Here is a 23,425-nt window from a genome sequence, read left to right on the forward strand (position 1 = left end):
TCACCAGCGCGACTCGATGGAGTCAGGAATATGAAACGAACAGGCGCACAGATTATCTGGGAAGTCCTCGTCCGCGAAGGCGTGGACGTGGTCTTTGGCTATCCGGGCGGGGCGATCATGCCCGCCTACGACACGATCCTCGGCTACCCCATCCGCCACGTCCTCGTCCGGCACGAGCAGGGCGCCGCCCACATGGCGGACGGGTACGCCCGCGCCTCGGGCAAGGTCGGCGTGGCGGTCGCCACCTCGGGCCCGGGCGCGACAAACCTCGTCACCGGCATCGCGACGGCGATGCTCGACTCCTCGCCCATCGTCTGTATCACCGGGCAGGTCTCCTCCAAGCTGCTCGGCACCGACGCCTTCCAGGAGACCGACATCACGGGCGTCACCCTGCCGATCACCAAGCACAACTACCTCGTCACGGACGTCGAGGACATCGCCCCCACCATCCGCGAGGCGTTCTACATCGCGCGCTCGGGCCGCCCGGGCCCGGTGCTGGTCGACATCACCAAGGACGCCCAGCAGGCCTCGATCGACTTCGAGCCGCCGAAGGGCGAGGTCCGCCTGCCCGGCTACCGCCCCTCGCACGACGCGGTCCAGGCCGAGATCGAGAAGGCGATCGAGCTCATCGACGAGGCCGAGCGTCCGCTCATCCTGGCCGGCCAGGGCATCGTCCGGGCCGAGGCGACGCGCGAGCTGCTCGCCTTCGTCGAGAAGACGGGCATCCCGGTCGCGTCCACGCTGCTCGGGCTCGGCGGCTTCCCCGCGACCCACCCGCTCAGCCTCGGCATGATGGGCATGCACGGCGAGGCCTGGGTGAACACCGCCATCCAGGAGGCCGACCTCCTCATCGCCCTCGGGATGCGCTTCGACGACCGCGTGACGGGCAACCTCAAGACCTACGCGGTCAAGGCGAAGAAGATCCACGTCGAGATCGACCGGTCCGAGATCAACAAGAATGTCAAGGTCGACGTCGGCCTCATCGGCGACGTGCGCGACACCCTCCTGTCGCTCATCCCCGGGGTCAAGCAGCGCAACCGGAGCCCCTGGATCGACCGCATCACGGCGCTGAAGGGCGACTCGGCGGTGCGTGACATTCAACAATTGCCGTACCACGACAAACTGTACGCCGCGCACGTGATGCACGACCTCTGGCGGCTCACCGACGGCAAGGCGCTTGTGGTAACCGACGTCGGCCAGCACCAGATGTGGGAAGCGCAGTACTACAAGCACGATCACCCGCGGAAGCTCATCACCTCCGGCGGCCTCGGCACGATGGGCTTCGCCCTGCCGGCGGCGATCGGCGCGCGCTTCGCGAAGCCGAACGACGAGGTCTGGGTGGTCGTGGGCGACGGCGGCTTCCAGATGACCGCGTGCGAGCTGTCGACCTGCGCCCAGGAGGGCATCAAGGTCCACGTGGCCATCATCAACAACGGCTACCTCGGCATGGTGCGCCAGTGGCAGGAGTTCTTCTACAACCGGCGCTACTCGGCGACCCCGATGCGCAGCCCGGACTTCGTGAAGCTCGCCGAGGCCCACGGCCTCACCGGCATCCGGGTCACGCGGCGCGAGGAGATCGCGGGCGCGGTCGCGCGCGCCCGCGAGACGCCGGGCACGGTCGTCGTCGACTTCCGCGTCGAGCAGGAGGACAGCGTCTACCCGATGGTGCCCGCCGGCGCCGACCTGAGCGACATGATCCGGCGCCCGAGCCCCATCCTGGAGACCGGGGAGGATCCGTGACCATCGCGATCGAGGAGCGCTCCCGGAGCGCCCGCCCGGCGCCGAGAGAGCGGGGCGCGCCCGAGCGCGCCGCGCACGGGGCCGGGCGCACCACTGACAAGAGGGATTTTCAAGAGGCATCCATGGATCGACCCATCCTGCGCACCTTCATCGCCTACGTCGAAGATCGCCCCGGCGTCCTCAATCGGGTCGCCTCGCTCTTCCGGCGCCGCGCGTACAACATCGAGTCGCTGAGCGTCGGGCGCACGCACATCGCGGGGATCTCGCGCCTCACCCTCGTCCTCGAGGCCGACGAGGATGGGGCGCGCCGCCTCGAGGCGAACCTCTACAAGCTGGTCAACACCCTCTGGGTCCGGGACGTCACCCACACCGCCTCCGTCGCGCGCGATCTCGCGCTGATCAAGGTGAAGGCGAACGCGACCACGCGGGCGCAGGTGCTCCAGCTCTGTGAGGTGTTCCGCGCCCGCACCGTCGACGTCTCGCCCGAGGCGCTGACCATCGAGATCACCGGGACCGGCGACAAGATCGAGGGCCTGCTCGACGTGCTCCGCCCGTTCGGGATCATCGAGATGGTGCGGACGGGGATGATCGTGATGACCCGCGGCGCGGAGGAGGCGGAGGCCAGGTTCGACTCGATCCCTGCGCGCCCCGCCGACGGCGGCGCATCCTGATGACGTGAAGGAAGGGGACCGCGAGGTGCGGCTCCCTGTTCAAGGAGAGTGAGATGGCGAAGATTTTTTATGATAACGACGCGGATCTGTCGCTCATCCAGAGCAAGAAGATCGCGATCGTAGGTTATGGCTCCCAGGGCCACGCCCACGCGCTGAACCTGCGCGACAGCGGCGCGACGGTGATCGTCGCCCTGGCTGAGGGCAGCAAGAGCCGCGCGAAGGCGCAGGCGGCGGGGCTCCAGGTGGCCACCGTGTCCGAGGCCGCGAAGGCCGCCGACGTCATCATGGTGCTCGCCCCCGACACGTCGCAGCCGAAGATCTATAACGAGCAGATCGCGCCGCACCTCGGCCCGGGCAAGACGCTCATGTTCGCGCACGGGTTCAACATCCGCTTCAACACGATCACGCCCCCCGCGTCGGTCGACGTGTCGATGATCGCGCCGAAGGGCCCCGGGCACCGCGTGCGCGAGACGTACGAGGCCGGCGGCGGCGTGCCGGCCCTGCTCGCCGTGCACCAGGACGCGAGCGGCAAGGCCGAGGCGCAGGCGCTCGCCTACGCGAAGGGCATCGGCGCGACGCGCGCCGGCGTGCTCTCCACCACGTTCGCGGAGGAGACCGAGACCGACCTCTTCGGCGAGCAGGCCGTGCTCTGCGGCGGCGCCAGCGAGCTCGTGAAGGCCGGGTTCGAGACGCTCGTGAACGCCGGCTACCAGCCGGAGATCGCCTACTTCGAGTGTCTGCACGAGCTCAAGCTCATCGTCGACCTCATGTACCGCGGCGGCCTCAACTACATGCGGTACTCGATCAGCGACACCGCCGAGTACGGCGATTACGTGTCCGGGCCGCGCGTCATCACCGACAAGACGCGCGAGGAGATGAAGCGCATCCTCGCCGACATCCAGAGCGGCGAGTTCGCCCGCAAGTGGATCGCGGAGAACGAGCAGGGCCGGCCGAAGTTCGAGGCGACGCGCGCCAAGGAGCGGGAGCAGCGGCTAGAGGTGGTCGGCGCGAACCTGCGCAAGATGATGCCGTTCATCGACCCCGTGACCATCAAGCCCGGCGACTGAGCCTCTCCAGCGTGGGAGGTGGCGGAGAACACCATGTCTGAGACGAACTCGAATCAAGCGATGCCCCCGTCCGATTACGTACGTATCTTCGACACCACGCTGCGCGACGGCGAGCAGTCGCCCGGCGCGACGATGACGTCGTCGGAGAAGCTCGAGATCGCGCTCTCGCTCTCGAAGCTCGGCGTCGACGTCATCGAGACCGGGTTCCCCGCCGCCTCTCCCGACGATCTGCTGGCCGTCCAGACGATCGCCGAGCGCGTGGGCGCGGCCGCCGTCCCCGGCCGCCCGTCCGCGAGCCCGCCGATCATCTGCGCCCTCGCCCGCGCCACGAAGGTCGACATCGACAAGGCGTGGGAGGGCGTCTCCCGCGCGGCGCACCCGCGGATCCACACCTTCCTCGCGACGAGCGACATCCACCTCAAGCACAAGCTCCGGATGACCCGCGCCGAGGTGCTCGACCGCGTCCGGGCGATGGTCGCGTACGCGCGCGACCTGTGCGCGGACGTCGAGTTCAGCCCCGAGGACGCCGGCCGGAGCGAGCCGGAGTTCCTCTACCAGGTCCTCGAGGCGGCGATCGCCGCCGGGGCCACGACGCTCAACATCCCGGACACGGTCGGCTACACCATCCCGAGCGAGTTCGGCGCCCTCATCGCCGGGATCCGCAAGAACGTCCCGGGGATCGAGCGGGCGATCATCTCGGTGCACTGCCACAACGACCTCGGGCTCGCGACGGCCAACGCGCTGGAGGGCATCCGCGCGGGCGCGCGCCAGGCCGAGGTGACCATCAACGGCATCGGCGAGCGCGCGGGCAACACCGCGCTCGAGGAGGTCGTCATGGCGCTCGCGACGCGCCGGGCCGTCTTCGGGCTGCGCACCGGGATCGACACGACGCAGATCGCCACCGTGAGCCGGCTCGTCAGCGCCGCCACGGGCTTCAACGTGCAGCCGAACAAGGCGATCGTCGGCGCGAACGCGTTCGCGCACGAGTCGGGCATCCACCAGGACGGGATGCTCAAGCACCAGGAGACGTACGAGATCATGCGGCCGGAGATGGTCGGCGTCACCCAGACCCGCCTCGTCCTCGGCAAGCACTCGGGCCGGCACGCGCTGCGCAACCGGCTGGAGGAGCTCGGCTACCACCTCGACGAGGCCCAGCTCGCGGCGGCGTTCGCCAGCTTCAAGGCGCTCGCCGACAAGAAGAAGCACGTCACCGACCCGGACATCGAGGCGATCGTCTCGACGACGCGGCAGCAGGTCGCCGAGCTCTACACGCTCGACGCGCTCCAGGTCGCCTGCGGCACGACGGGCATGCCCACGGCCACCGTCCGCCTGCGCGGCCCCGACGGCGCGCTGCACGTGCGCGCCGCGATCGGCACCGGGCCGGTGGACGCGGCGTACCGGGCGATCGACGAGATCGTCCGCGTGCCGAGCAGCCTGCTCGAGTTCTCGGTGCACGCCGTGACCGAGGGCATCGACGCGCTCGGCGAGGTGAGCGTCCGCGTCCGCGCGGACGGCTCGTCGACCAAGCGGCACCCGCAGCACGACGCCGCGCAGCGGGTGTTCCACGGCCACGGCGCTGACACCGACATCCTCGTCGCCAGCGCGAAGGCGTACCTCGCCGCGTTGAACCGGCTCCTCGCGACCTACGGGGTCGAGGGCAGGGACGAGGCGGCGTCCGAGAGCAACCAGAGCGCCCAAGGCGCCGCCCGCGAGGTAGGTCCGTGAAGAGCGCGCAGGAGGCCCCCCGCGGGGCCTGGCGCGCGCCCCGCGCCCACGTCGCCGCCGCCGTCGCCATACAGGAAAGTCGACACCTATGAATCCGCCCGCCAAGGACGCGGCGCGGGGCAGCGGCCCCGCGGACCGCGTCGACATCTACGACACCACCCTCCGCGACGGCACCCAGCGCGAGGGCATCTCGCTCGCGTGCGAGGACAAGCTGCAGATCGCGCGCCACCTCGACGCGTTCGGCCTGACGTTCATCGAGGGCGGCTGGCCCGGCTCGAACCCGAAGGACGCGCAGTTCTTCGAGCGGGCGAAGGACATCGAGTGGAAGCACGCGAAGATCGCCGCGTTCGGCTCGACGCGCCGGGCCTCGCTCGCGCCCGAGGACGACCCCGGGCTGCGCGCGCTGCTCGCCGCCGGCACGAGCGTCTGCACGATCTTCGGCAAGAGCTCGACCCAGCACGTGACCGCGGTGCTGCGCACGACGCTCGACGAGAACCTCCGGATGATCGAGGAGACCGTCGCCTTCCTGCGCGCGCACGGCCGCCGGGTGGTCTACGACGCGGAGCACTTCTTCGACGGGTTCGCGCTCGACCGGGCGTACGCGATCGAGACGCTGCGCGCCGCCGCGCGGGGCGGGGCCGAGGTGCTCACGCTGTGCGACACGAACGGCGGCTCGATGCCCTGGCAGATCGGCGCGATCGTCGCCGAGCTCAAGGCGCTGCTCGACCACCCGCTCGGCATCCACGCCCACAACGACGGCGAGTGCGCGGTCGCCAACTCGCTCGCCGCCGTGCGCGCGGGCGCGCGCCACGTCCAGGGCACGATCAACGGCTACGGCGAGCGCTGCGGGAACGCGAACCTCTGCGCGATCATCCCGAACCTCGAGCTGAAGCTCGACCTGCGGGCGCTGCCGGAGGGGGCGCTCGCCGGCATCACCGAGCTCTCCCACTACGTCGCCGAGCTGGCGAACCTCGCCCCGGACGAGCACATGGCCTATGTCGGGCGGAGCGCCTTCGCCCACAAGGGCGGCGTGCACGTCGCGGCGATGCGGCGCGAGCCGGCGTCGTACCAGCACATCGACCCCGCGCTCGTCGGCAACGAGATGCGCACGGTGGTCAGCGAGCTGTCGGGGCGCGGCAACCTCCTCAGCAAGGCGGAGGAGTTCGGCCTCGAGGTGCCCGCCGGCGCCGAGGTGGAGGTGCTCGAGCAGATCAAGGAGCGCGAGGCGCGCGGCTCCTCGTTCGAGGCGGCGGAGGCGTCGGTCGCGCTGCTGCTCCGCCGGAGCTCGCCGGGCTACACGCCGCCGTTCCGGCTCATCGACTTCAAGGTCATCGCCGGCCAGCGCGACGGCGTGGGCACGTTCGCCGAGGCGATGATCAAGATCGCGATCGGCGACGAGGTGGTGATCACGGCGGCCGAGGGGTCCGGCCCGGTCAACGCGCTCGACGGCGCGCTCCGCAAGGCGCTCGCGCCGGTCTACCCGGCCGTGCGCGACATCCACCTCGTCGACTACAAGGTCCGCATCCTCGACGGGCGCGACGGCACCTCGGCGACGACGCGCGTGCTCATCGACAGCCGCGACGCCCACCACCAGTGGAGCACCGTCGGCGCCTCCACGAACATCATCGATGCGTCCTGGCATGCGCTCGCGGACGGCATCGAGTATGGGCTCACGCTCGCGGCGAGAGAGCCCGCGCAGTTCACATCCACATTGCCTGCCAGCGAGGTCGCATGAAGGCCAGTATCGTTCTTTTGCCCGGCGACGGCATCGGCGTCGAGGTGGTCGGCGAAGCCCGCGCCACCCTCGATGCCGTCGCGTCACGCTTCGGCCACAGCTTCACGTACTCCGAGCATCTCATCGGCGGCTGCGCCATCGACGCGACCGGCACGGCGCTCGAGCCGTCGACGCTCGAGGCCTGCCGCGCCGCGGACGCCGTCCTCCTCGGCGCGGTCGGCGGCCCGAAGTGGGACAACCCGAACGCGAGCGTCCGCCCCGAGCAGGGGCTGCTCGCGCTGCGCCACGGGCTCGGCCTCTACGCGAACCTGCGGCCGATCCGGCTGTTCCCGGAGCTCGTCCAGGCCTCCCCGCTCAAGCCGGAGCGGCTCGCGGACGTCGACATCCTGGTCGTCCGGGAGCTCACGGGCGGCCTCTACTTCGGCAAGCCGCGGCTCCGCGAGGAGGTGAACGGCAAGCGCCGCGCGGTCGACACGCTCGAGTACACGGACGAGGAGATCCAGCGCGTGGTCGATCTCGCCTTCCGCCTCGCGTCCTCGCGGCGGCGCCTCGTCACGTCCGTCGACAAGGCGAACGTGCTCGAGTCGTCGCGGCTCTGGCGGACGGTCGCGGTGGAGGTCGCCGCCCGTCACCCCGAGATCCGGATCGAGCACCAGCTCGTCGACTCCTGCGCGATGCGGCTCATCACCCACGCGTCGTCGTTCGACGTCATCGTGACCGAGAACATGTTCGGCGACATCCTGACGGACGAGGCCGCGGTGCTCGCGGGCTCGCTCGGGCTCCTGCCGAGCGCGTCGCTCGGCGAGGGCACGCGCGGCGTCTACGAGCCGATCCACGGCTCGGCGCCCGACATCGCCGGCAAGGGGATCGCCAACCCGATCGGCACGATCCTGAGCGCCGCGATGCTGCTCCGGCACTCGCTGCGGCTCGAGAAGGAGGCGGCCGCGGTCGAGCGCGCCGTGGCGCAGGCGATCGCCGGCGGCGCCCGGACGGCGGACCTCGGCGGCAAGCTCTCGACCCAGGCGATGGGCGAGGTCATCCGCGCGAAGCTCGCCGACTGAACGCCCGCCGCGAGCGGCCTCGGCAGAGCCCCCGCGCAGGGGGCTCGGTCGCTCGCTTGGCGAGATCTCCCCCCGCTCCGCGCGTTCCCGAGTCGGGAACGGCCTTTGATCTTTCGTCGTGGCGTGGCGCGGCAAGGCCTCCCCGATGTCGCAAGGCCGCCCTGCGGCGGCTAAGAATGCCGCATGTTCATCGTCGTCAACACCATCACCGCCCCCGCGCCGGCGCTTCAGGCCATGGTGGAGAACTTCCGACGGGCAGCGCCGGAGATGCGGCAGTTCTCCGGCTTCCTCGGCCTCGAGGTCTGGCAGGGCGACGGCAGCCTCAAGGCCGTCTCGAGGTGGACGAGCCGGGAGGCATTCCAGGAGTACCCCCGGTCCGAGGTGTTCAGGCGCCATCACCGCGGCATGGGCGGTGAGCAGGCGCTCCGCGCGGCGCACATCACGTTCTACGAAGGCGAGGTCATGGCGTGAGCGGAGCCCTCGGGTAGAGACGGCCAGCGCGCCGCCTGCCGGCAGTCAACGTGCCGCCCGCCGGCGGCCCAGCGTGCCCTCCGCGTACAGGATCCCGTCCTTCAGCGCGCTGCGCGTGGTGACGCCGCCGAGCTCGATCTCGACCGCGACCAGCGCCTTGACCACGTCCGGCCGTATCCCGGTGAGCACGATCTGCGCGCCCACCAGCCGGGTCGCGCACCGCGCGCGGGATCGCGCTGGAGGCCTCCGCCCCTGCGAAGTACTCCCGTGCTGACCGGTCCACCGTCTTTTGCGCTCGGATATCGACCAGGACGGGGCGTGCAGCCGCTCGCACGGCCGTCGCTCGAGCTCCGGTCCTTGTTGCTGCACCGCGCCATCTCCGCTGCTCACGCGGTTGGTAGTCCAGGGCGTCACGACGGCAGCCGCAAACCATAACCTTTCCGAGCTCGAGCTCGGCCATCACTTCGCGGCCCGACCCCGCTTCTGCGGGCCAGCCGACCCGCGGTACGCAGGCGACTGAGCGCTCGACGAGCGCATGGCCCTCGCAGGCGCGTGAGCCGCAGGCGCGGGCGTGTGGCGCGCAGGCGCGTCGTGCGAGCGGAGCGCGCGCCTCGTCGCCTCCCCTCCGCCGCGCTTCGCTTCGGCTCACCATCCTCGTCGCTGTTGTCGTCGTCGCCGTCGTACCCGCGCGCGGGGCAGCGCTCTGTGGTTTGCCGACGCGCGAGACATCGCTGAAAGCATCCATGGTGTCTCTGGTGTCCGTCCTGGGGTAATCGACACCACGCCATCGACACCACACATGATCCAGCGGCGGGGAGGCTCGGTTCCCCGCGTCATGGCCGGCATCGATCACGGGCCATGACTTCGATCCACATGAATTGCTCTGCATAGGAGAACGGAAAAATGAGCCAATTGATGAAGATCACATCGCTGGTCGCCCTCTCGACTGCGCTCTCGGCAGCCGGTTGCATGGCCAACACGACGGAGTCGGGCGCGGCGACCGACGAGCTGATGGCCCAGACCGACGAGACGACGCAGGCGTCCGAGGCCGAATCGATGGACACCGCGGATCAGGCGTCGAGCGCGGAGCTGGCGATGGACGAGAGCGCGGCGGACCCCGGCGCGGCGGACCCTGGCGCGGCGGACCCCCTCGCGCCGAGCTCCGGTGACGAGAACGTCGGCGAGAACGCGGAGGCGTCACGCTTCTGGGGCGGCTGGGGCGGCTGGGGCTTCCGGCCCTGGGGCGGCTTCGGCGGCTGGGGCTTCCGGCCCTGGGGCGGCTGGGGCGGCTGGGGCTTCCGGCCCTGGGGCGGCTTCGGCGGCTGGGGCTTCCGGCCCTGGGGCGGCTGGGGCGGCTGGGGCGGCTGGGGCGGCTGGGGCGGCTTTGGCGGCTGCGGCGGTTTTAGCGGCTGCGGCTGGTAGCAAGCGCGTCGGGCCTCGCGGCCTGATGACGTGGGGGCGCGGCCAGCGCTGAGCGTCGGCGGCGCCGTGGCTCGGTCCGCGCCGCGGCGCTCCACCGCGCCGTCATGGCGTCCGGCGCCGTCATGGCGTCACGACATCACCCCGGCGGGTCGCGCGAGCCCTCGGCCTGCGGAGGCCCCCTCTCGCCGCCACGGAGGGGAGCCTCGGCCTCCTCGACGGAGGCCCGCTCACCCGGTCGCCGGCGAGCAGGCCCGCCCGGCGTCCGCGGCGCCAGGGGCGCGCGCCACCGTCAAGCGTCGGCCTCGGCGAGGCTCGGGATGCGGTTCACGAGGAATCGTGACCTCATGTAACACCACCAGGTGAGCCCCATGCAGGTGAGATAGAAGGCGAAGAAATACATGAGCGCGGTGGTGGCGCTGCCCGTCGCCTTGATCGAGGCGCCGAAGCTCCGCGGGATGAAGAAGCCGCCGAGCGCGCCGATCGCCGAGGTGAAGCCGAGGACGGCCGCGCTGTGCCGGCGGGCGGTGACCAGCGCCTCCTCGCGCGCCGCCTCGCCCCTGCCCTGCGCGGCGCGCAGGTAGTCGCGCCGGAAGAGGACGGGGACCATCCGGAACGTCGAGCCGTTGCCGATGCCGGTCGAGATGAACATGACAAAGAACATCGCCACGACGCCGGCGTAGCTCTTCTCGTTCAGGAAATGGATGATCCCGAGCGCAGCGAGCCCCATCACGACGAAGTTGCAGAACGTGATGCGCGCGCCGCCCATCTTGTCAGCGAGGTAGCCGCCGAACGGACGGGCCACCGAGCCGATGAGCGCGCCCGCGAACGTGAGCTCGAGGGTGACCGCGGGGAACTGCATCTTGAGCAGGAGCGGCAGGGCCGCCGAGTAGCCGATGAACGAGCCGAACGTCCCGATGTACAGCCACGCGATGATCCAGGTGTGCTTGTTCTTGGCGGCGCCCAGCTGGTCCTTGTAGTTCGACTTCGCCGACGCCAGGTTGTTCATGAAGAAATACGCGCCGGCCGCCGAGAGGAGGATGAACGGGATCCACATCAGCCCGGCGTTCTGCAGGTAGATCCCCGACTCGGTGTGGTACCCGCCGATCGCCGTCGCGACCGCGCCGGGCCCGACGAGGATGGGCACGATGAGCTGCACGTTGCTGACGCCGATGTTCCCGCCCGCGGCGTTGAGCCCGAGCGCCAGGCCCTTCTTCTTGTCGGGGTAGAAGAACGAGATGTTCGCCATGCTGGAGGCGAAGTTGCCGCCGCCGAGCCCCGCGGTCCCCGCCGCGACCGCCATCAGCCAGAACGGCGTGTCGGGGCGGGTCACGAGCACCGAGAGCGAGATCGTGGGAATGAGCAGCAAGAGCGCGCTGACGATCGTCCAGTTGCGCCCGCCGAACTTCGGGACGGCGAACGTGTACGGGAACCGGATGAGCGCGCCGATGAGGCCAGGGATCGCGACCAGGAGGAACAGCTGGTCCGTCGTGTAGTTGAAGCCGACCTTGGGTAGCCGGGTGGCCGTCACGCTCCACAGCAGCCAGACGGAGAAGCCGATGTTCTCGGCGATGATCGACCAGATGAGGTTCCGGCGGGCGATGCGCTTCCCTGTCTTCTCCCAGAACACCTCATCGTCGGGCTTCCACTCGGTAATCAAAGTCGACATCTGTCCTCCTCGGCAAGATCGGGCCACGGAAACCATGGAACACGGCGCTGATGATGCAGCCGCCTCCGATCAACTCGTGCTCTGCATCGGCTAGGATGAATTAGCCGTCATGCTCCAACATCGGAGTTTCTCCTGTGTTTCTTGTCCGTTTCGACGCACCTTTTCCGCGAGGCGACGTCACCGCGGCCTCCGTCGTGGCATCGAGTCGCGAGCGCGCTGTGGTGTCCCGCGATCGATCGCGCAGCGGCCGAGCTGCCGCGCCATGGCGATCGCGCGCGGCCTAGCTGCCGCGCAGCGCCCTGGCGACCGCGCAGCGCCCTGGCCGTCGCGCGCGGACCAGCTGCCGCGCAGCGCCCTGGCTGCCGCGCAGCGCCCTGGCTACCGCGCGGCGGCCGATCGCGTCGAGCGGCCTCGCGCCGAGGGGAGGCGCTCGGGAGGCGCCTCGGGCTGGCCGAGCTTCTCGGCGCGATCGGCGACCCAGAAGCGCTCCGCGTCCGCCGGGCTCCAGGCGGACTCGTCGAGGAGCGGGACCAGCGCGTCGAACAACGTCCGCGCGCTCTGGAAGCGATGGCGCGGGTCCTTGGAGAGGCACCGGAGGACGATGCGGTCGACCGCGGGCGGGACGGCCGGGCCGCGGCGCACCGACGGCGCGAGCGGCGCCTTCGTCATGTGCGCGATGAACAGCTGCCCCGACGACGTGCCCTCGAACGGCAGCTCCCCGGTCAGCAGGAAGTACAGCGTGCCCCCGAGCGCATAGATGTCGCTGCGCGCGTCCGCGCGATCGCCGCGGCAGACCTCGGGCGCCATGTAGGCGGGCGTTCCGCAGAGCATGCCGCTGCTCGTCAGCTCGGCGTCCTGGCCGCCCTCGATCATCCGCGCGACGCCGAAGTCGAGCAGCTTCAGGAAATCGTGGTCGTCGCCCACGCGCGTGACGAACAGGTTCTGCGGCTTGATGTCCCGGTGGATGATCCCCGCCTCGTGCGCCTCGATGAGCGAGCGGCAGGCCTGCACGGCGAAGCGCACGGCGCGCGCCACGGGCATGGGGCCGTGGGTGCGCACGATGGCCGCGAGATCGGCCCCGCGCAGGTGCTCCATGGCGATGTAATAGATGCCGTCGTCGCTCGCGCCGAAGTCGAAGATGCGGATCGTGTGCGGATCGCTGAGCTTGCTGGCCGCGTGCGCCTCCTGCTCGAAGCGCTTCAGCACCGCGGCGTCCGGCGCGTCCCGCGTCCGGAGGAGCTTGAGCGCGACGTCGCGCTGGAGCGTCTCGTCCCAGGCGAGCCACACCTCGCTCATCCCCCCTTTTCCGATCGGCGCCTCGAGCCGGTACCTGCCGAGCTTCCGCGCCTGGTAGACCTGCTGCTGCGCGGCCCACACGACGTGGCTCGACATGGCCCCGATCACCCCCGAGGCGGGGACGAAGATGTAATGGCTCAAGGCCGTGAGCAGCGTCGTCAGGTCGAGCCACGACGCCCGGATCGACGGGGAGAAGAAGGCGGCGATGCCCATGATGGCCGGGAAGGAGAGGACCATCGGCGCGGACGTGACGACCGCCTTGCCGAACGGCGCGGGCACGAGCGCGGTGCGGAGCAGCACCACGATGGACAGGCCGTGCATGTACGCGCTGGTCAGGCCGCCGAACTCGATCGCCATCAGCACGATGAAGATCGCCGCGGTGAGGAACGCGGCGTCGTACGTGAGGAGCACGAGGCGCCCCGAGGCGTTCGGGCGGCCCGACAGCCGGTACGCGGCGACGGCGAACGCCTGCTCCACCGCGCGCAGCGCGATGCAGTGCCACACGGGCGCCGCGGGGTAGAGCACGGTCGCCATGAACACATCGACGATCGTGAACGCGGGCCAGATCCAGATCGCGACCCGGATCGCGCGGCGGACCGCGCGGCGGACGCTCTCCGCGTCGTGGGCTGCGAGCGCGCTGCGCCGCGCGCCGATCGCGCGAGTCTCGCGCTCCCTGAGCATGCGCGACGAGGCCGAGCGCTCAGCGCGGAGAGCCTCTCTGAGCAGCGCACGCTTCATAGCAATCTCGAGGGTCGCCAGAGCGGCGCCGCACGTCAAGCGACCGTTGAGGGCCGCCGCGCGGCGGGTTTCCCCGGCCACGACGCCGATCTGCGCCGGTCGAGGTCTCCCACCCAGGATGTCGTCGGCTCGCCGCCCGCGCTCCACATGCATGATCCGCGCGCACACGCGGCCCGGGAGATCGCGAGTCCGGGCGCCGCGGCGCCCCGCGCGTCGCGTTATGCGGGCGATCCTCGTCGGCGCCCGGCCGCGCGCCCGGCCGCGCGCCCCGTCGCGCGGCGCTCCCGGGGCCGCTCGCTCCGCCGCCGCGGGCGGGCGCCCCGGGCCCGGGAGGCGCGCGCTGGCCCCGCGGAGGCCGAAGGGCGCCTGCCGGGCCGGTCGCGCTGGTCAAACCGGCGGATCCATGCTTGAAAGCTCGCCACCGTGCCGCTCTCGCCTGAACGCTTCCGCGCGCTGTTCGCAAGCCGCCCTGTCGTCCTCGCGCCGATGGAGGACGTGACGGACGCCGTATTCCGCCGCCTTTGCCGGGAGCACGGCGCCGAGCTGTGCGTGACGGAGTTCGTCAACGTCGAGGGGCTGCTGCGCGGGTGCAAGAACGCGCGGCGCAAGCTCGCCCTGGCCGAGGGCGATCAGCCGACGGCGATCCAGATCTACGGCGCGAACCCGGAGCGCCTCGCGGAGGCCGCGCGCGTGGCCGAGGCGGCGGGGCCGGCGTTCCTCGACATCAACTGCGGCTGCTGGGTGCCGAAGATCGCGGGCCGCGGCGCGGGCGCGGGCTGGCTCCGCGATCCGGAGGCGATGGTGGCCATGGCGCGCCTCGTGGTCCGCACGGTGTCGCTCCCGGTCACGGTGAAGACGCGCATCGGCTGGGGGCCCGAGTCCCACATGCCGATCGTCGACCTCGCGCGGCGCCTCGAGGACGCCGGCGTCGCCGCGCTCACGATCCATTGCCGCACGGCCCAGATGGGGCACTCCGGCGCGGCCGACTGGAGCTGGGCCGCCCGCGCGCGCGAGGTGGTGTCCATCCCCGTGATCGTGAACGGCGATATCAAGACCGCCGACGACGCGGTCCGCGCCCTCCGCGAGACGGGCTGCGCCGGCGTGATGGTCGGCCGCGCCGCGATCGATCACCCCTGGATCTTCCGCGAGGCCCGGGCCCTGCTCGACCACGGCGTCCGCCGCCCGCCGCCGTCGCCCGACGAGCGCCTCGCCCTCTGCCGCGCGCACCTCATCGCGAACGCCGCGGCGCGCGGCGAGCTGCACGGCGTGCGCGTGACCCGCCGCCACCTGAGCGGCTACCTGCGCGGCCTGCCCGGCGCCGGCGCCCTCCGGCGCGAGCTGCTCTTCTGCGACAGCCTGGACGGGTGCCTCGCCATCCTCGACAGCGCCGCGCAGAAGCTCGCCGCCTGAGGCCACAGCCCGCCTCGCCCGCGGCCCAGAGGCAGCCCGCCTCGCCCGCGACAGAGGCCGCGGCCGCCGGCTACATCCCGACCGGCATCGCGTCGTCGACCGGCGCGACGTCGCCGTTCTGCCGGTCGGCGCCCGGCGGCGCGCCCATCGGATCGTGCGGCAGGCTCCCGCGGTGAGAGCGGAGCAGCACGTGCGGCGTCGCCAGGAGGAAGTTGGAGACGCGCGACGTATAGATGTCCGCCGAGCGCTCGATCTGCCGGGCGAGGTGGCTCTTGTCGTTCCCTGTCCGGAGCAGGAGCCCCCACCGCGGGTTCATCGCCTCGGCCGAGGCCTTCGCGAGCGGGGCGATCCGCGCGTCGAGGGCCGCGAGCTTGGCCTTGAGCTCGTTCATCCTCGCCTGGATCTCGGCCTCGGTCGCGCCGACGACGGGCCCGTACCCGGCGCGCATCCGCTGGAGCTCGAGCCGCAGCCTGGCGTAGACGCGCTCGACGTCCTCCTTCTCTCGCATCCAGAGATCGAGGCGCGCCTCGGCGCCCCGGGCCTCCTCGGTCGCGAGGATCTCGTCCTCGAGCTCCCGGACGATGAGCGCCGTGCGCCACCTGAGCACGCTCTTCGACACGTGCACGTCCCCGTAGATGTGATCGCCGATGTAGAGGATCTCGTCGCCCGACAGCCGGAGGTGCTGCTCGACGAGCCCCGCGTTGCCGCCGAGGTAGTGCCCCCCTTCGCGCAGCCGCCCGACCGACGGGCGCAAGAGGCCGTCCTCCGTGACCACCTCGAAGAGCGGCGCGCGGCTCGAGAAGAACTCCGGCTTTCGCGCGGACACGATGACCACGTCGAACAGGCCGCGCCACGTCATGCCGTCCGGCAGGAAGCGGTCGAAGGCGTAGCGCATCATCGCGCGCGTGTAGACCCACTCCGAGTTCGTGATCAGGACGAGCTTCTTCCCCGCCTCCTTCTGGTCGAGCAAGGTGAGCGGGATCTCCGGATCGAGCAGCACGAACCGGTCCGGATCCGCGATGATCTCGGCCTTCAGCTGCCCTTCCATGTGCGTCGCGTCGAGGCGATCCTTCACGCGGCCGTAGAGATCGCTGTAGCCGAGCACCTCGGGCAGCCGCCGCTGGTCGAGCAGGTCGACGAGCTTCGCGTACATGCAGCCTTCCGAGAGCGAGAACAGCGTGTTCAGGAAGACGTAGCGCCCGTCCGCGAGGTCGACGATCGTCCGCGCGTAGGTCGAGCGCTGGGTCTCGAAGTCGATCGGCTGCGTGCCGTGGTAGGCCCGCTTCACGTAGCCAAACCGGTTTACCTTGAGCAGGTTTCCGAGCTCGGTGTCCAGGATGAGCCCTCGGATCACGAGATCCGGCTCGAAGGTCAGATCCCCGACCGGCCAGCCCTCGCTCTCCAGCAGGTGGCGGAGGTGCTCATACGCCCGGCGCTCCCATGCCTCCACCTGGTAGTGGATCAGGGTGTAATCCATGTCGTACCCGATCGCCTTGATCGAGCGGAGGTTCAGCGTCCGGTTGCAGAAGATCCCCCGCTGCTTGGGCGGCGGGGCGGTGAGGCAATCCAGCTTGTCCATGGGGAGCGTCCCGCAGGGCGGTCGTGAGGCATACCAGGGACCTCCGGCGTTGCCCACCGAGACCATCGCCGTCACCCGGCCGTGTCGGCGGCGCGCCGGCGCAGCCATGGAGCGCCCGCGACGCGCCGGCCGCGCGCTCTCCGCGGCAGCCCGCGGCGCCCGTCCGGCCGCTCGATCTTGCGTGGGATTGCGTGGGATTGCGTGGGATTGCGTAGGATTGCGCGGGATCAGCGGCGCCTGAGCCGGCTCTTCGCGCTCGGGCGCCGCTCGGGGCCCGCGGCCTGCCGCGGAGAGCGCGCGGCCGGCGCCGCGCGTCGCGCGTCGCCGCGGTCGTCCGCCTCCCATCCGTCGTCGTCGTCCTCGTCGTCGTCCTCGTCGTCGAAGAGGTCGTCGTCGTCCTCGTCGTCGTCCTCGTCGCGCGCCTCGGCCCGGCGCACCTCGAGCCCGAGCATCGTGAGCGCCTGCTCCAGCGTCAGCGCCGTCTTGACCGCCTCGAGCTCGACGCCCATCGCCTGGAGCGTCATCGCGATCTCCGGGCTCAGCCCGGACAGGATGGTCGGCGTGCCCATGAGCCTCGCCGCGGACGCGAGGTTCGAGAGCACGGCGCACAGGTGGCTGTCCATGATCCAGACGGCCGTGAGATCGATGACCAGCCCCTTCGCCCCGCTCTCGTGGATCGCCCGCAGGACCTCGGTATTCAGCTGCTCGGCGAGGTCGTCGGTCACGTCCCCCTGGATCGGCACCAGGATCCGGTCCCACAGGTTGATGATCGGAAGGCGCTTGAGCTCCATGGTCGTCCTAAGGTTCGATGTCGGCGATCAAGACAGTCGCGTCGTCGTGCGAGCGCCGGTGTCGGCTCATGAGGGCGCGGCACGCCTCCGCGGCCTTCATCCCACGAAACAGCGAGAGATCGAAGCGAGGCGAGACCCCGTCGGAGAAGACGACGAGCCGGTCGCCGAGCGCGAGCTGCGCGTCGAAGATCCGGACCTTCCCGAGCGACGCGCCGAGGATCCCGGGGCTCTGCAGCCACTGGAGGCGCGTGCCGTGGGTCATCAGATCAACGTTGCCGATGCAGCAGCCCTGGAGCCGCCCGGCGCGGAAGCGGCAGATCATGCCGGCGGCGCCGCGGGTCCCGCGGAGGCGCGCGTGGAGGCGGTCCACGAGGGCGCGGACGTCCTCGCCCTCGGGGGCGTCGCCGAGCGCCGCCAGCGCGACGTCGGCCGTCTCCGCCGCGCGCTCGCCGTGGCCCAGCGCGTCGATCACCGCGAAGAGGCACCCGTCCGCGCCCGCGCGCACGAACACGGCGTCGCCGCTGACGCGCTCTCCATCCTTCGGCACAACGACGTACTCGACGGCGATCTTCACAGGTGGACCTCGATCTCCACCCGCGTGCCCTTCGGTCCCGAGTCGATCTGGAAGCGGTCGGCGAGCCGCTTGACCCCGATGAGGCCGCGGCCCATTCCGGTCTTGCTTTTGTAGCGCCCGGCCAGGATCTCCTGCAGGTTCTGGATGCCGGCCCCCTCGTCCACAGCGACGATGACGAAGCGGACCGGGTTGTCGCGCTGCACGGCGATCTCGATAGTTCCGCCGGGGGTATAATGAACGATGTTCCTGGCGAGCTCGCTGACGATGGTCGCGACCTTGTGCGAAGTGAAGCTCTTGGCCCCGGCCGCGTCGCAAACCGCCTTCGCGCTCAGGCGCGCCTCGCTGATGTCCGCCTCCACGTTGATCGGCATCACCTTCGATCGGCGGGACGGCCGATCGCCGCCGATCGCGGAAATTTCCGCCTTGAGCCGCCCGAGGCGCGACGGATCGACGTAGAGGCGGGCGCGGCGCTCGATGCTGGGAATGATGTCCGGCAGATCCTCCAGCGAGAACTTCTCCGGCTGGATCTCCGCCTCGCGCATGGCCCGGAGCAGGACTCCCTCTGCGTTCATCGCCGAGAGATAGCCGAGCAAGACGTTGAGAATCTGTTCGTGCGCAGGAGTCATCCGGGAAGAGCCTGGAAGGGCAGGTTACCGGGGCCCCGTCCCCGCGTCGAGTGCGCGACGACGGACGCCGCCGGGTTCGCCAGCCAACATGCTCCAGGCGCTCGGGCTCGACCGGATGGAAGGTGCGCGGCGCGCGTCGGTTTCACGCGCGTCACGCTTGCCGTCACCTGCCGGCGCTCGCCAACCCTTGCCGACGTAGGACAGCGCGCTCTCGCGATCGTGCCGCGCCGCCGGATGCCGCGAGCAGCCGCGCCCGCCGCCGGATCGTCAACGTCCGTGGTCAGCCCCTGCGCCAGGCAACGCTCATGCCGAGATGACAGCTCATCGAGGCCGCTCAGGTCGGGTAGTACGACGTCTGACCCTGGTCCTGCTCCTCGGTGATCTTGTTCTCGGCAAGGAGCTTCTTGATCGGCTCCTCGAGCTCCGTTGCGGGCGTCCCCATCGCGAGCGCAAGCTCCTCGATCCCCTGCCCTGGCTCGATCTCCACATGGGCGAGCAGGGCGTCGGCGATCTCGCTCCCGTAGGCCACGGCAGGTTGCCCCTCCGGCTTGGCCGCAGCAGCGGGCCTGGCCATTGCCGTGGGCTCGGGCGCCTTCTCACCTGCCGTGTCGGCGGGCTGCCGGGCGCTCGCCGCCTTCGCCTTGGGCGCGCGGGGCGCTGGCGCGCGGGAAGCTGGCGCGCGGGAAGCTGGCGCGCGGGACGCGGGTGCGCGGGACGCGGGCGCCGAAAGCCCTGCGCCCTTGCCGCCGCGGGGGGCGGCCGCCTTCTTCCGCACGGTGCCGCGCGCCGGTTTGCCGCGCACAGGGCGGGCCGACGCCCCGCGGGCGGGCGCGGTCGGCGCCGCGGCGCGGCTCGGCGCCGGCGCGCTCGCCCGCTTCCGGACCGGCTTGGTGGGAGTCTTCGCCGGCTCGGGCAGACTCCCCGCGGCACCGATGTCGACTTGCAGGTGCCGCCCGACCGTCCGGAGAACGTCCTTACGGGCCAGCGCTCTCATGCCCTCCAGGAAGTCGGCCACCAGAGCGCGAATCTCATTCTCGATCTCGACATCGGATATCACGCAGCCGCCGTCTCATGAATCGCCGGGAATGTCAATGTATTCCATGCGCTGTGGCCCGCGCTCCGCGGGAAATGCCGCGCGTCCGCGGCTCCGGCGGGCGCCGCGCCCGGGCGCTTGATCTCGCCGAGCCGCCGATCTGTGGGCGCGGGTTCGACGCGCGCAGCACGAGTGTGCCGCTCCACGCCACGAAATACGACAAGGAGTGCAGCGCATCGACAAATCATCTCGCGCCCACCCCTGCACCGGCCGCGGGCCGCCGGCCGGCAGAGGTCGACTCGCCGGCGCTCCGCCCGCTGCGCCGCGCGCCCGGGCGTGTGGAGCGCCGCTCAAGCGGCCTTGACGGAGCGGAGCGGCGCGCGGCGCAACGGGCGGAGCGGCGCCGCCGCGAACGCCGCGCCGAGCGCGAGCCCGCGGAGCGTCAGCCGCATCCGGAGGGCGTCGAGGCAGCCTTCCCGGTGCAGGGCGGAGATTGCCCGGCGGACGTCGGTCCGCCGCACCGAAAGGGCCGTGGTCAAGGTCTCGAGGGTCACGATCGCGCCCTCGCTCTGGAGGGCATAGAGCGTCCGGAGAAGATGAGGAACGAGGTCTTTCGAGGTCATGGGGCCCACCCTACTGCTCGAGCTGAACGGCCGTACAGTTTGTGGCGACGATTTCTCCGGCGCGCGGGTGAGCAGTGCTGATCGCGTCGCGGCAGCGGCGCGGCGGCGCTCGTCTATGGTAGGTCCCGCTCGTGCGCGCCGACGCCTCGCCTCCTCAAGCCGTGATCCTCGCCGGCGGGCTCGGCACCCGGATGCGCCCACGGACGGAGCACACGCCGAAGTTCCTCCTCCCGGTCGCCGGCAGGCCGTTCGGGGCGTGGCTGCTCGAGCGGCTCGCCGCCGCGGGCTTCGGCGAGGTGGTCCTGTGTGTCGGGCACCTCGGCAACGCCATCCGAGGCGCGATGGGCGACCGGTTCGCGGGGCTGCCGCTCCGTTACGTCGACGACGGCCCCCGCCTGCTCGGCACGGCGGGCGCGTTGCGCCGGGCATTGCCCTGCCTGGCGCCGGTGTTCCTCATGACCTACGGCGACTCCTATCTCCCCTTCGACTATCTGGCCCCGCTCCGGGATCTCGCCGCGCACCCCGGCGCGCTCGGCACGATGGCCGTGTATCGGAACGAGGGCCGGTTCGACGCGTCGAACACCGCGGTCTCGGGTGACCTCGTCGCGCGTTACGAGAAGCGGCGGCCGGAGGACCGGCCCGGCGCGGGCCTCGATCATATCGACTACGGCGCGACCGCCCTCCGCCGCGAGGTCCTCGAGGCGCTGCCCCCGGACACGCCGATCGGCTTCGAGGAGGTGCAGCGCGATCTCGCGTCGCGCGGCCGCCTGCGCGCCCTCGCGGCGGCCGAGCGGTTCTACGAGATCGGCTCCGAGCAGGGCCTCGCCGCGCTCGAGGCCGCCCTCGCGGCCCCGGCGGGGGGGCGGGCGTGATCGTCTCTCGCGCCCCGGTCCGCTTCTCGCTCGGCGGCGGCGGCACCGATCTGCCCGCCTACTCCGGGCGCTTCGGCGGCTACCTCGTGTCGGCCGCCATCGACAAGTACATCTACGTGACCGCCAACAAGCGGTTCCATCGCGACATCCGCCTCGCCTACTCGAAGACCGAGATCGTCCCCTCGGTCGACCGGATCGAGCACCCGATCTTCCGGGAAGCGCTCCGGATGATGGGAATCGAGCACTCCATCGAGCTCACGAGCGTCGCGGATCTGCCCGCGAACTCGGGCCTCGGCTCGTCGAGCTCGTTCACGGTCGCGCTCCTCAACGCCCTGCACACGTACAAGCGGGATTTCGTGTCCTCCGAGCAGCTCGCCCGCGAGGCGTGCGCCATCGAGATCGAGCGCCTCGGAGAGCCGATCGGCAAGCAGGACCAGTACATCGCGGCCTACGGCAACATCACGGCGTTCACGTTCTCGCCGGACGGCTCGGTCCACGTCGAGCCCGTGCCGGTCCGCGACGAGGTGATGGACGAGCTCGAGAGCAACCTGCTCATCGTGTGGAGCGGCGTCGAACGCCCGGCCAGGCTCGTGCTCTCCGAGCAGGGGCGGCGGCTCCAGGACCTCGAGCCCGACGTGGTCGAGCGGATGCACCGCATCAAGGAGATCGGCCGCGACGTGTACCGCATCCTCGTCACGGGCAAGCTCGACGACTACGGCGAGCTCTTGCACGCCCACTGGATCCAGAAGCGTAAGCTCGCCTCCAAGATGACCGATGACGTCCTCGACGAGATCTACGAGATCGCGCGCGGCGCCGGGGCGCTCGGCGGCAAGCTCATGGGGGCGGGCGGCGGCGGCTTCTTCATGTTTTACGTCCGCCCGGCGGAGAAGCGCCGCGTGCTGGAGGCGCTCGCCGCGAGCGGCCTGCGTGTGCTGCGCTTCCGCTTCGACCTCGACGGCGCGCGCATCGTCGCGAACCTGCACCGCTCCTGACGACCGCGCGGCGCTCACGGCACGCCGCTGCGCCGCCGCACGTCCTTCTGGGCATTCCGGCGCGACTCTGGCTATAAAATTACCATGCCCCAGAGCACGCACGACTTCGTGGAAAAGTACCTGCGCGAGACGGCCGAGATCGCCCTCGCGACGAGCCCGGACGACATGGCTCGCGTCATCGAGATCCTGTTCGAGGCGTACCGGAACGACCGCACCATCTACACCTGCGGCAACGGCGGATCGGCCGCGAACGCGAGCCACCTCGCCTGCGACATCGCCAAGTTCACGTGGGTCGAAGGCAAGCGGCGCTTCAAGTGCACCTCGCTCTGCGACAACGCGGCGCTGCTCAGCGCCCTGACCAACGACGTCGGCTTCAACCGGATCTTCCTCGAGCAGCTCGACGGCCGCCTCGTCGCGGGCGACGTCCTCGTCTGCCTGAGCGTGCACGGCGGATCCGGGGCGGATCGCGCCGGGCCGTGGTCGCAGAACCTGGTGGCCGCCGCGGATTTCGCGAAGCGGTCCGGGGCGAAGGTGGTCGCGCTCGTCGGCTACGACGGCGGCGCCCTCCGCCAGATGGCCGACGCCAGCGTGATCGTGCCGCGGACGCGGGCCGGCTACACGTCGACGCCGCACGTCGAGGGCTTCCACGAGGTCTACCACCACCTCATCTGCGAGCGGCTCCTCCAGCTCGTGGCCGAGAGCTGAGCGCCGCGTGACGAGGAAGCGCGGCGTCCTGCTCGACCGCGACGGCACGTTGATCGACGTCGTGCGCGACGCCGAGCTCGGCGTCGTCGTGACGGCGTTCCACCCGGATCAGATCCGCCTCCTGCCCGGCGCGCTGGACGGGCTGCGGCGCCTCGCGGGCGCGGGGTTCCTGCTCGCGATCGCGACGAACCAGCCGGGCGCGGCGAAGGGGCAGGTCCCGTGGGCGGCGATCGAGCGCACCAACCGCGCGCTCGTCGACACGCTGCGCGACGCGGGCGTCGCGATCGCGGCGCTCGCGGTGTGCCCCCACCACCCCGACGGCGGCCCGGGCGGCGATCCGGCGCTGATCGGCCCCTGCGAGTGCAGGAAGCCGCGGCCGGGCATGCTCACGGCGATCGCGCGCGATCTCGATCTCGACGTCGCCGCGAGCTGGATGATCGGCGACGCGGCGAGCGACGTGGCGGCGGCGCGCGCCGCGGGCATGCGGGCGGGGCTCCTCCTGGATCGGCGCCGCTGCGAGCTCTGCCCGCTCCGCGGCGAGGCCGACCTCCCCTGCCCCGATCGCGCGGCGCCGCGCCTCGACCTGCTCGCCGAAGAGATCCTCGCGGCGAACGGCTGATCGCGGGCG

22 protein-coding genes are annotated in these 23,425 nt (G+C 71.2%); 13 read left to right on the forward strand and 9 right to left on the reverse strand.

Features of this window, described 5'->3' with window-relative positions; genetic code table 11:
• Positions 1–30 precede the first annotated feature (30 nt).
• The 7 genes from ilvB to WMF43_RS22090 all read left to right on the forward strand — a co-directional run bounded on the left by ilvB (position 31) and on the right by WMF43_RS22090 (position 8,470).
• On the forward strand, positions 31–1,740 hold the full coding sequence (gene ilvB, locus WMF43_RS22060; RefSeq protein ID WP_437683078.1) for a biosynthetic-type acetolactate synthase large subunit: 1,710 nt from the start codon (positions 31–33) through the stop codon (positions 1,738–1,740).
• A gap of 122 nt (positions 1,741–1,862) precedes the next feature.
• Positions 1,863–2,411: an acetolactate synthase small subunit gene (ilvN, locus tag WMF43_RS22065; protein WP_437683080.1), complete on the forward strand. Its 549-nt coding sequence runs from the start codon at positions 1,863–1,865 to the stop codon at positions 2,409–2,411.
• A 53-nt stretch (positions 2,412–2,464) separates the two neighbouring features.
• Positions 2,465–3,478 carry a ketol-acid reductoisomerase gene (gene ilvC, locus WMF43_RS22070; RefSeq protein ID WP_437683082.1) on the forward strand — a complete coding sequence of 338 codons (1,014 nt, stop codon included), beginning with the start codon at positions 2,465–2,467 and terminating at the stop codon, positions 3,476–3,478.
• A 60-nt stretch (positions 3,479–3,538) separates the two neighbouring features.
• A complete protein-coding gene (locus WMF43_RS22075; protein WP_437684054.1) occupies positions 3,539–5,203 on the forward strand; it encodes a 2-isopropylmalate synthase in 1,665 nt (554 codons plus the stop codon).
• Positions 5,204–5,291: 88 nt separating this feature from the next.
• Positions 5,292–6,938, forward strand: coding sequence for a citramalate synthase (gene cimA, locus WMF43_RS22080; RefSeq protein ID WP_437683083.1), 1,647 nt, complete (start codon positions 5,292–5,294; stop codon positions 6,936–6,938).
• Complete coding sequence (leuB, locus tag WMF43_RS22085) at positions 6,935–7,999, forward strand: 3-isopropylmalate dehydrogenase (protein ID WP_437683085.1); 1,065 nt, start codon at positions 6,935–6,937, stop codon at positions 7,997–7,999. The genes cimA and leuB overlap by 4 nt, the downstream gene beginning before the upstream one ends.
• A 183-nt stretch (positions 8,000–8,182) precedes the next feature.
• On the forward strand, positions 8,183–8,470 hold the full coding sequence (locus WMF43_RS22090) for an antibiotic biosynthesis monooxygenase family protein (RefSeq protein ID WP_437683087.1): 288 nt from the start codon (positions 8,183–8,185) through the stop codon (positions 8,468–8,470).
• Positions 8,471–8,515: 45 nt separating this feature from the next.
• Here WMF43_RS22090 and WMF43_RS22095 read toward each other — a convergent pair whose 3' ends face one another.
• Positions 8,516–8,674 carry a hypothetical protein gene (locus WMF43_RS22095; RefSeq protein ID WP_437683089.1) on the reverse strand — a complete coding sequence of 53 codons (159 nt, stop codon included), beginning with the start codon at positions 8,672–8,674 and terminating at the stop codon, positions 8,516–8,518.
• 711 nt (positions 8,675–9,385) lie between these two features.
• Here WMF43_RS22095 and WMF43_RS22100 point away from each other — a divergent pair.
• The gene (locus WMF43_RS22100) at positions 9,386–9,892 is read left to right on the forward strand and encodes a hypothetical protein (protein WP_437683091.1); all 507 of its coding nucleotides are present in this window, start codon (positions 9,386–9,388) and stop codon (positions 9,890–9,892) included.
• Between the two features lie 289 nt (positions 9,893–10,181).
• On the opposite strand, the gene WMF43_RS22105 is transcribed toward WMF43_RS22100, so the two are convergent.
• Positions 10,182–11,558: an MFS transporter gene (locus tag WMF43_RS22105; protein ID WP_437683093.1), complete on the reverse strand. Its 1,377-nt coding sequence runs from the start codon at positions 11,556–11,558 to the stop codon at positions 10,182–10,184.
• 378 nt (positions 11,559–11,936) lie between these two features.
• Positions 11,937–13,535 carry a serine/threonine-protein kinase gene (locus tag WMF43_RS22110; RefSeq protein WP_437683095.1) on the reverse strand — a complete coding sequence of 533 codons (1,599 nt, stop codon included), beginning with the start codon at positions 13,533–13,535 and terminating at the stop codon, positions 11,937–11,939.
• 480 nt (positions 13,536–14,015) lie between these two features.
• Between WMF43_RS22110 and dusB the strand changes: the two genes are divergently transcribed.
• The gene (gene dusB, locus WMF43_RS22115; RefSeq protein ID WP_437683097.1) at positions 14,016–15,002 is read left to right on the forward strand and encodes a tRNA dihydrouridine synthase DusB; all 987 of its coding nucleotides are present in this window, start codon (positions 14,016–14,018) and stop codon (positions 15,000–15,002) included.
• 70 nt (positions 15,003–15,072) lie between these two features.
• Here the strand turns inward: dusB and WMF43_RS22120 are convergent, their stop codons facing one another.
• The 6 genes from WMF43_RS22120 to WMF43_RS22145 all read right to left on the reverse strand — a co-directional run bounded on the left by WMF43_RS22120 (position 15,073) and on the right by WMF43_RS22145 (position 20,228).
• A complete protein-coding gene (locus tag WMF43_RS22120; RefSeq protein WP_437683099.1) occupies positions 15,073–16,581 on the reverse strand; it encodes an HAD-IG family 5'-nucleotidase in 1,509 nt (502 codons plus the stop codon).
• A gap of 227 nt (positions 16,582–16,808) precedes the next feature.
• Positions 16,809–17,372 carry an STAS domain-containing protein gene (locus WMF43_RS22125; RefSeq protein WP_437683101.1) on the reverse strand — a complete coding sequence of 188 codons (564 nt, stop codon included), beginning with the start codon at positions 17,370–17,372 and terminating at the stop codon, positions 16,809–16,811.
• Positions 17,373–17,379: 7 nt separating this feature from the next.
• Entirely contained in the window at positions 17,380–17,946 is a 567-nt protein-coding gene (locus WMF43_RS22130; RefSeq protein ID WP_437683103.1) for a SpoIIE family protein phosphatase, read from the reverse strand.
• Positions 17,943–18,572: an ATP-binding protein gene (locus tag WMF43_RS22135; protein WP_437683105.1), complete on the reverse strand. Its 630-nt coding sequence runs from the start codon at positions 18,570–18,572 to the stop codon at positions 17,943–17,945. Before WMF43_RS22135 ends, WMF43_RS22130 begins: the two co-directional genes overlap by 4 nt.
• Before the next feature lie 334 nt (positions 18,573–18,906).
• Positions 18,907–19,146, reverse strand: coding sequence for a hypothetical protein (locus tag WMF43_RS22140; protein ID WP_437683107.1), 240 nt, complete (start codon positions 19,144–19,146; stop codon positions 18,907–18,909).
• Between the two features lie 809 nt (positions 19,147–19,955).
• Positions 19,956–20,228 (reverse strand): hypothetical protein, encoded by a 273-nt coding sequence (locus WMF43_RS22145; protein WP_437683109.1) that lies wholly within the window; start codon positions 20,226–20,228, stop codon positions 19,956–19,958.
• 131 nt (positions 20,229–20,359) lie between these two features.
• Between WMF43_RS22145 and WMF43_RS22150 the strand changes: the two genes are divergently transcribed.
• The 4 genes from WMF43_RS22150 (at position 20,360) to WMF43_RS22165 (ending at position 23,416) form a co-directional block, all read left to right on the forward strand.
• Entirely contained in the window at positions 20,360–21,100 is a 741-nt protein-coding gene (locus tag WMF43_RS22150; protein ID WP_437683110.1) for a nucleotidyltransferase family protein, read from the forward strand.
• Positions 21,097–22,092, forward strand: coding sequence for a GHMP family kinase ATP-binding protein (locus WMF43_RS22155; protein WP_437683112.1), 996 nt, complete (start codon positions 21,097–21,099; stop codon positions 22,090–22,092). Before WMF43_RS22150 ends, WMF43_RS22155 begins: the two co-directional genes overlap by 4 nt.
• Positions 22,093–22,176: 84 nt before the next feature.
• Positions 22,177–22,797: a D-sedoheptulose-7-phosphate isomerase gene (locus tag WMF43_RS22160; protein ID WP_437683114.1), complete on the forward strand. Its 621-nt coding sequence runs from the start codon at positions 22,177–22,179 to the stop codon at positions 22,795–22,797.
• Between the two features lie 7 nt (positions 22,798–22,804).
• On the forward strand, positions 22,805–23,416 hold the full coding sequence (locus tag WMF43_RS22165; protein WP_437683116.1) for a D-glycero-alpha-D-manno-heptose-1,7-bisphosphate 7-phosphatase: 612 nt from the start codon (positions 22,805–22,807) through the stop codon (positions 23,414–23,416).
• The last annotated feature ends 9 nt before the right edge of the window (positions 23,417–23,425 follow it).

Origin of the sequence: Sorangium sp. So ce131, from assembly GCF_051519095.1 — a bacterium.
Lineage (GTDB): Bacteria > Myxococcota_A > Polyangia > Polyangiales > Polyangiaceae > Sorangium.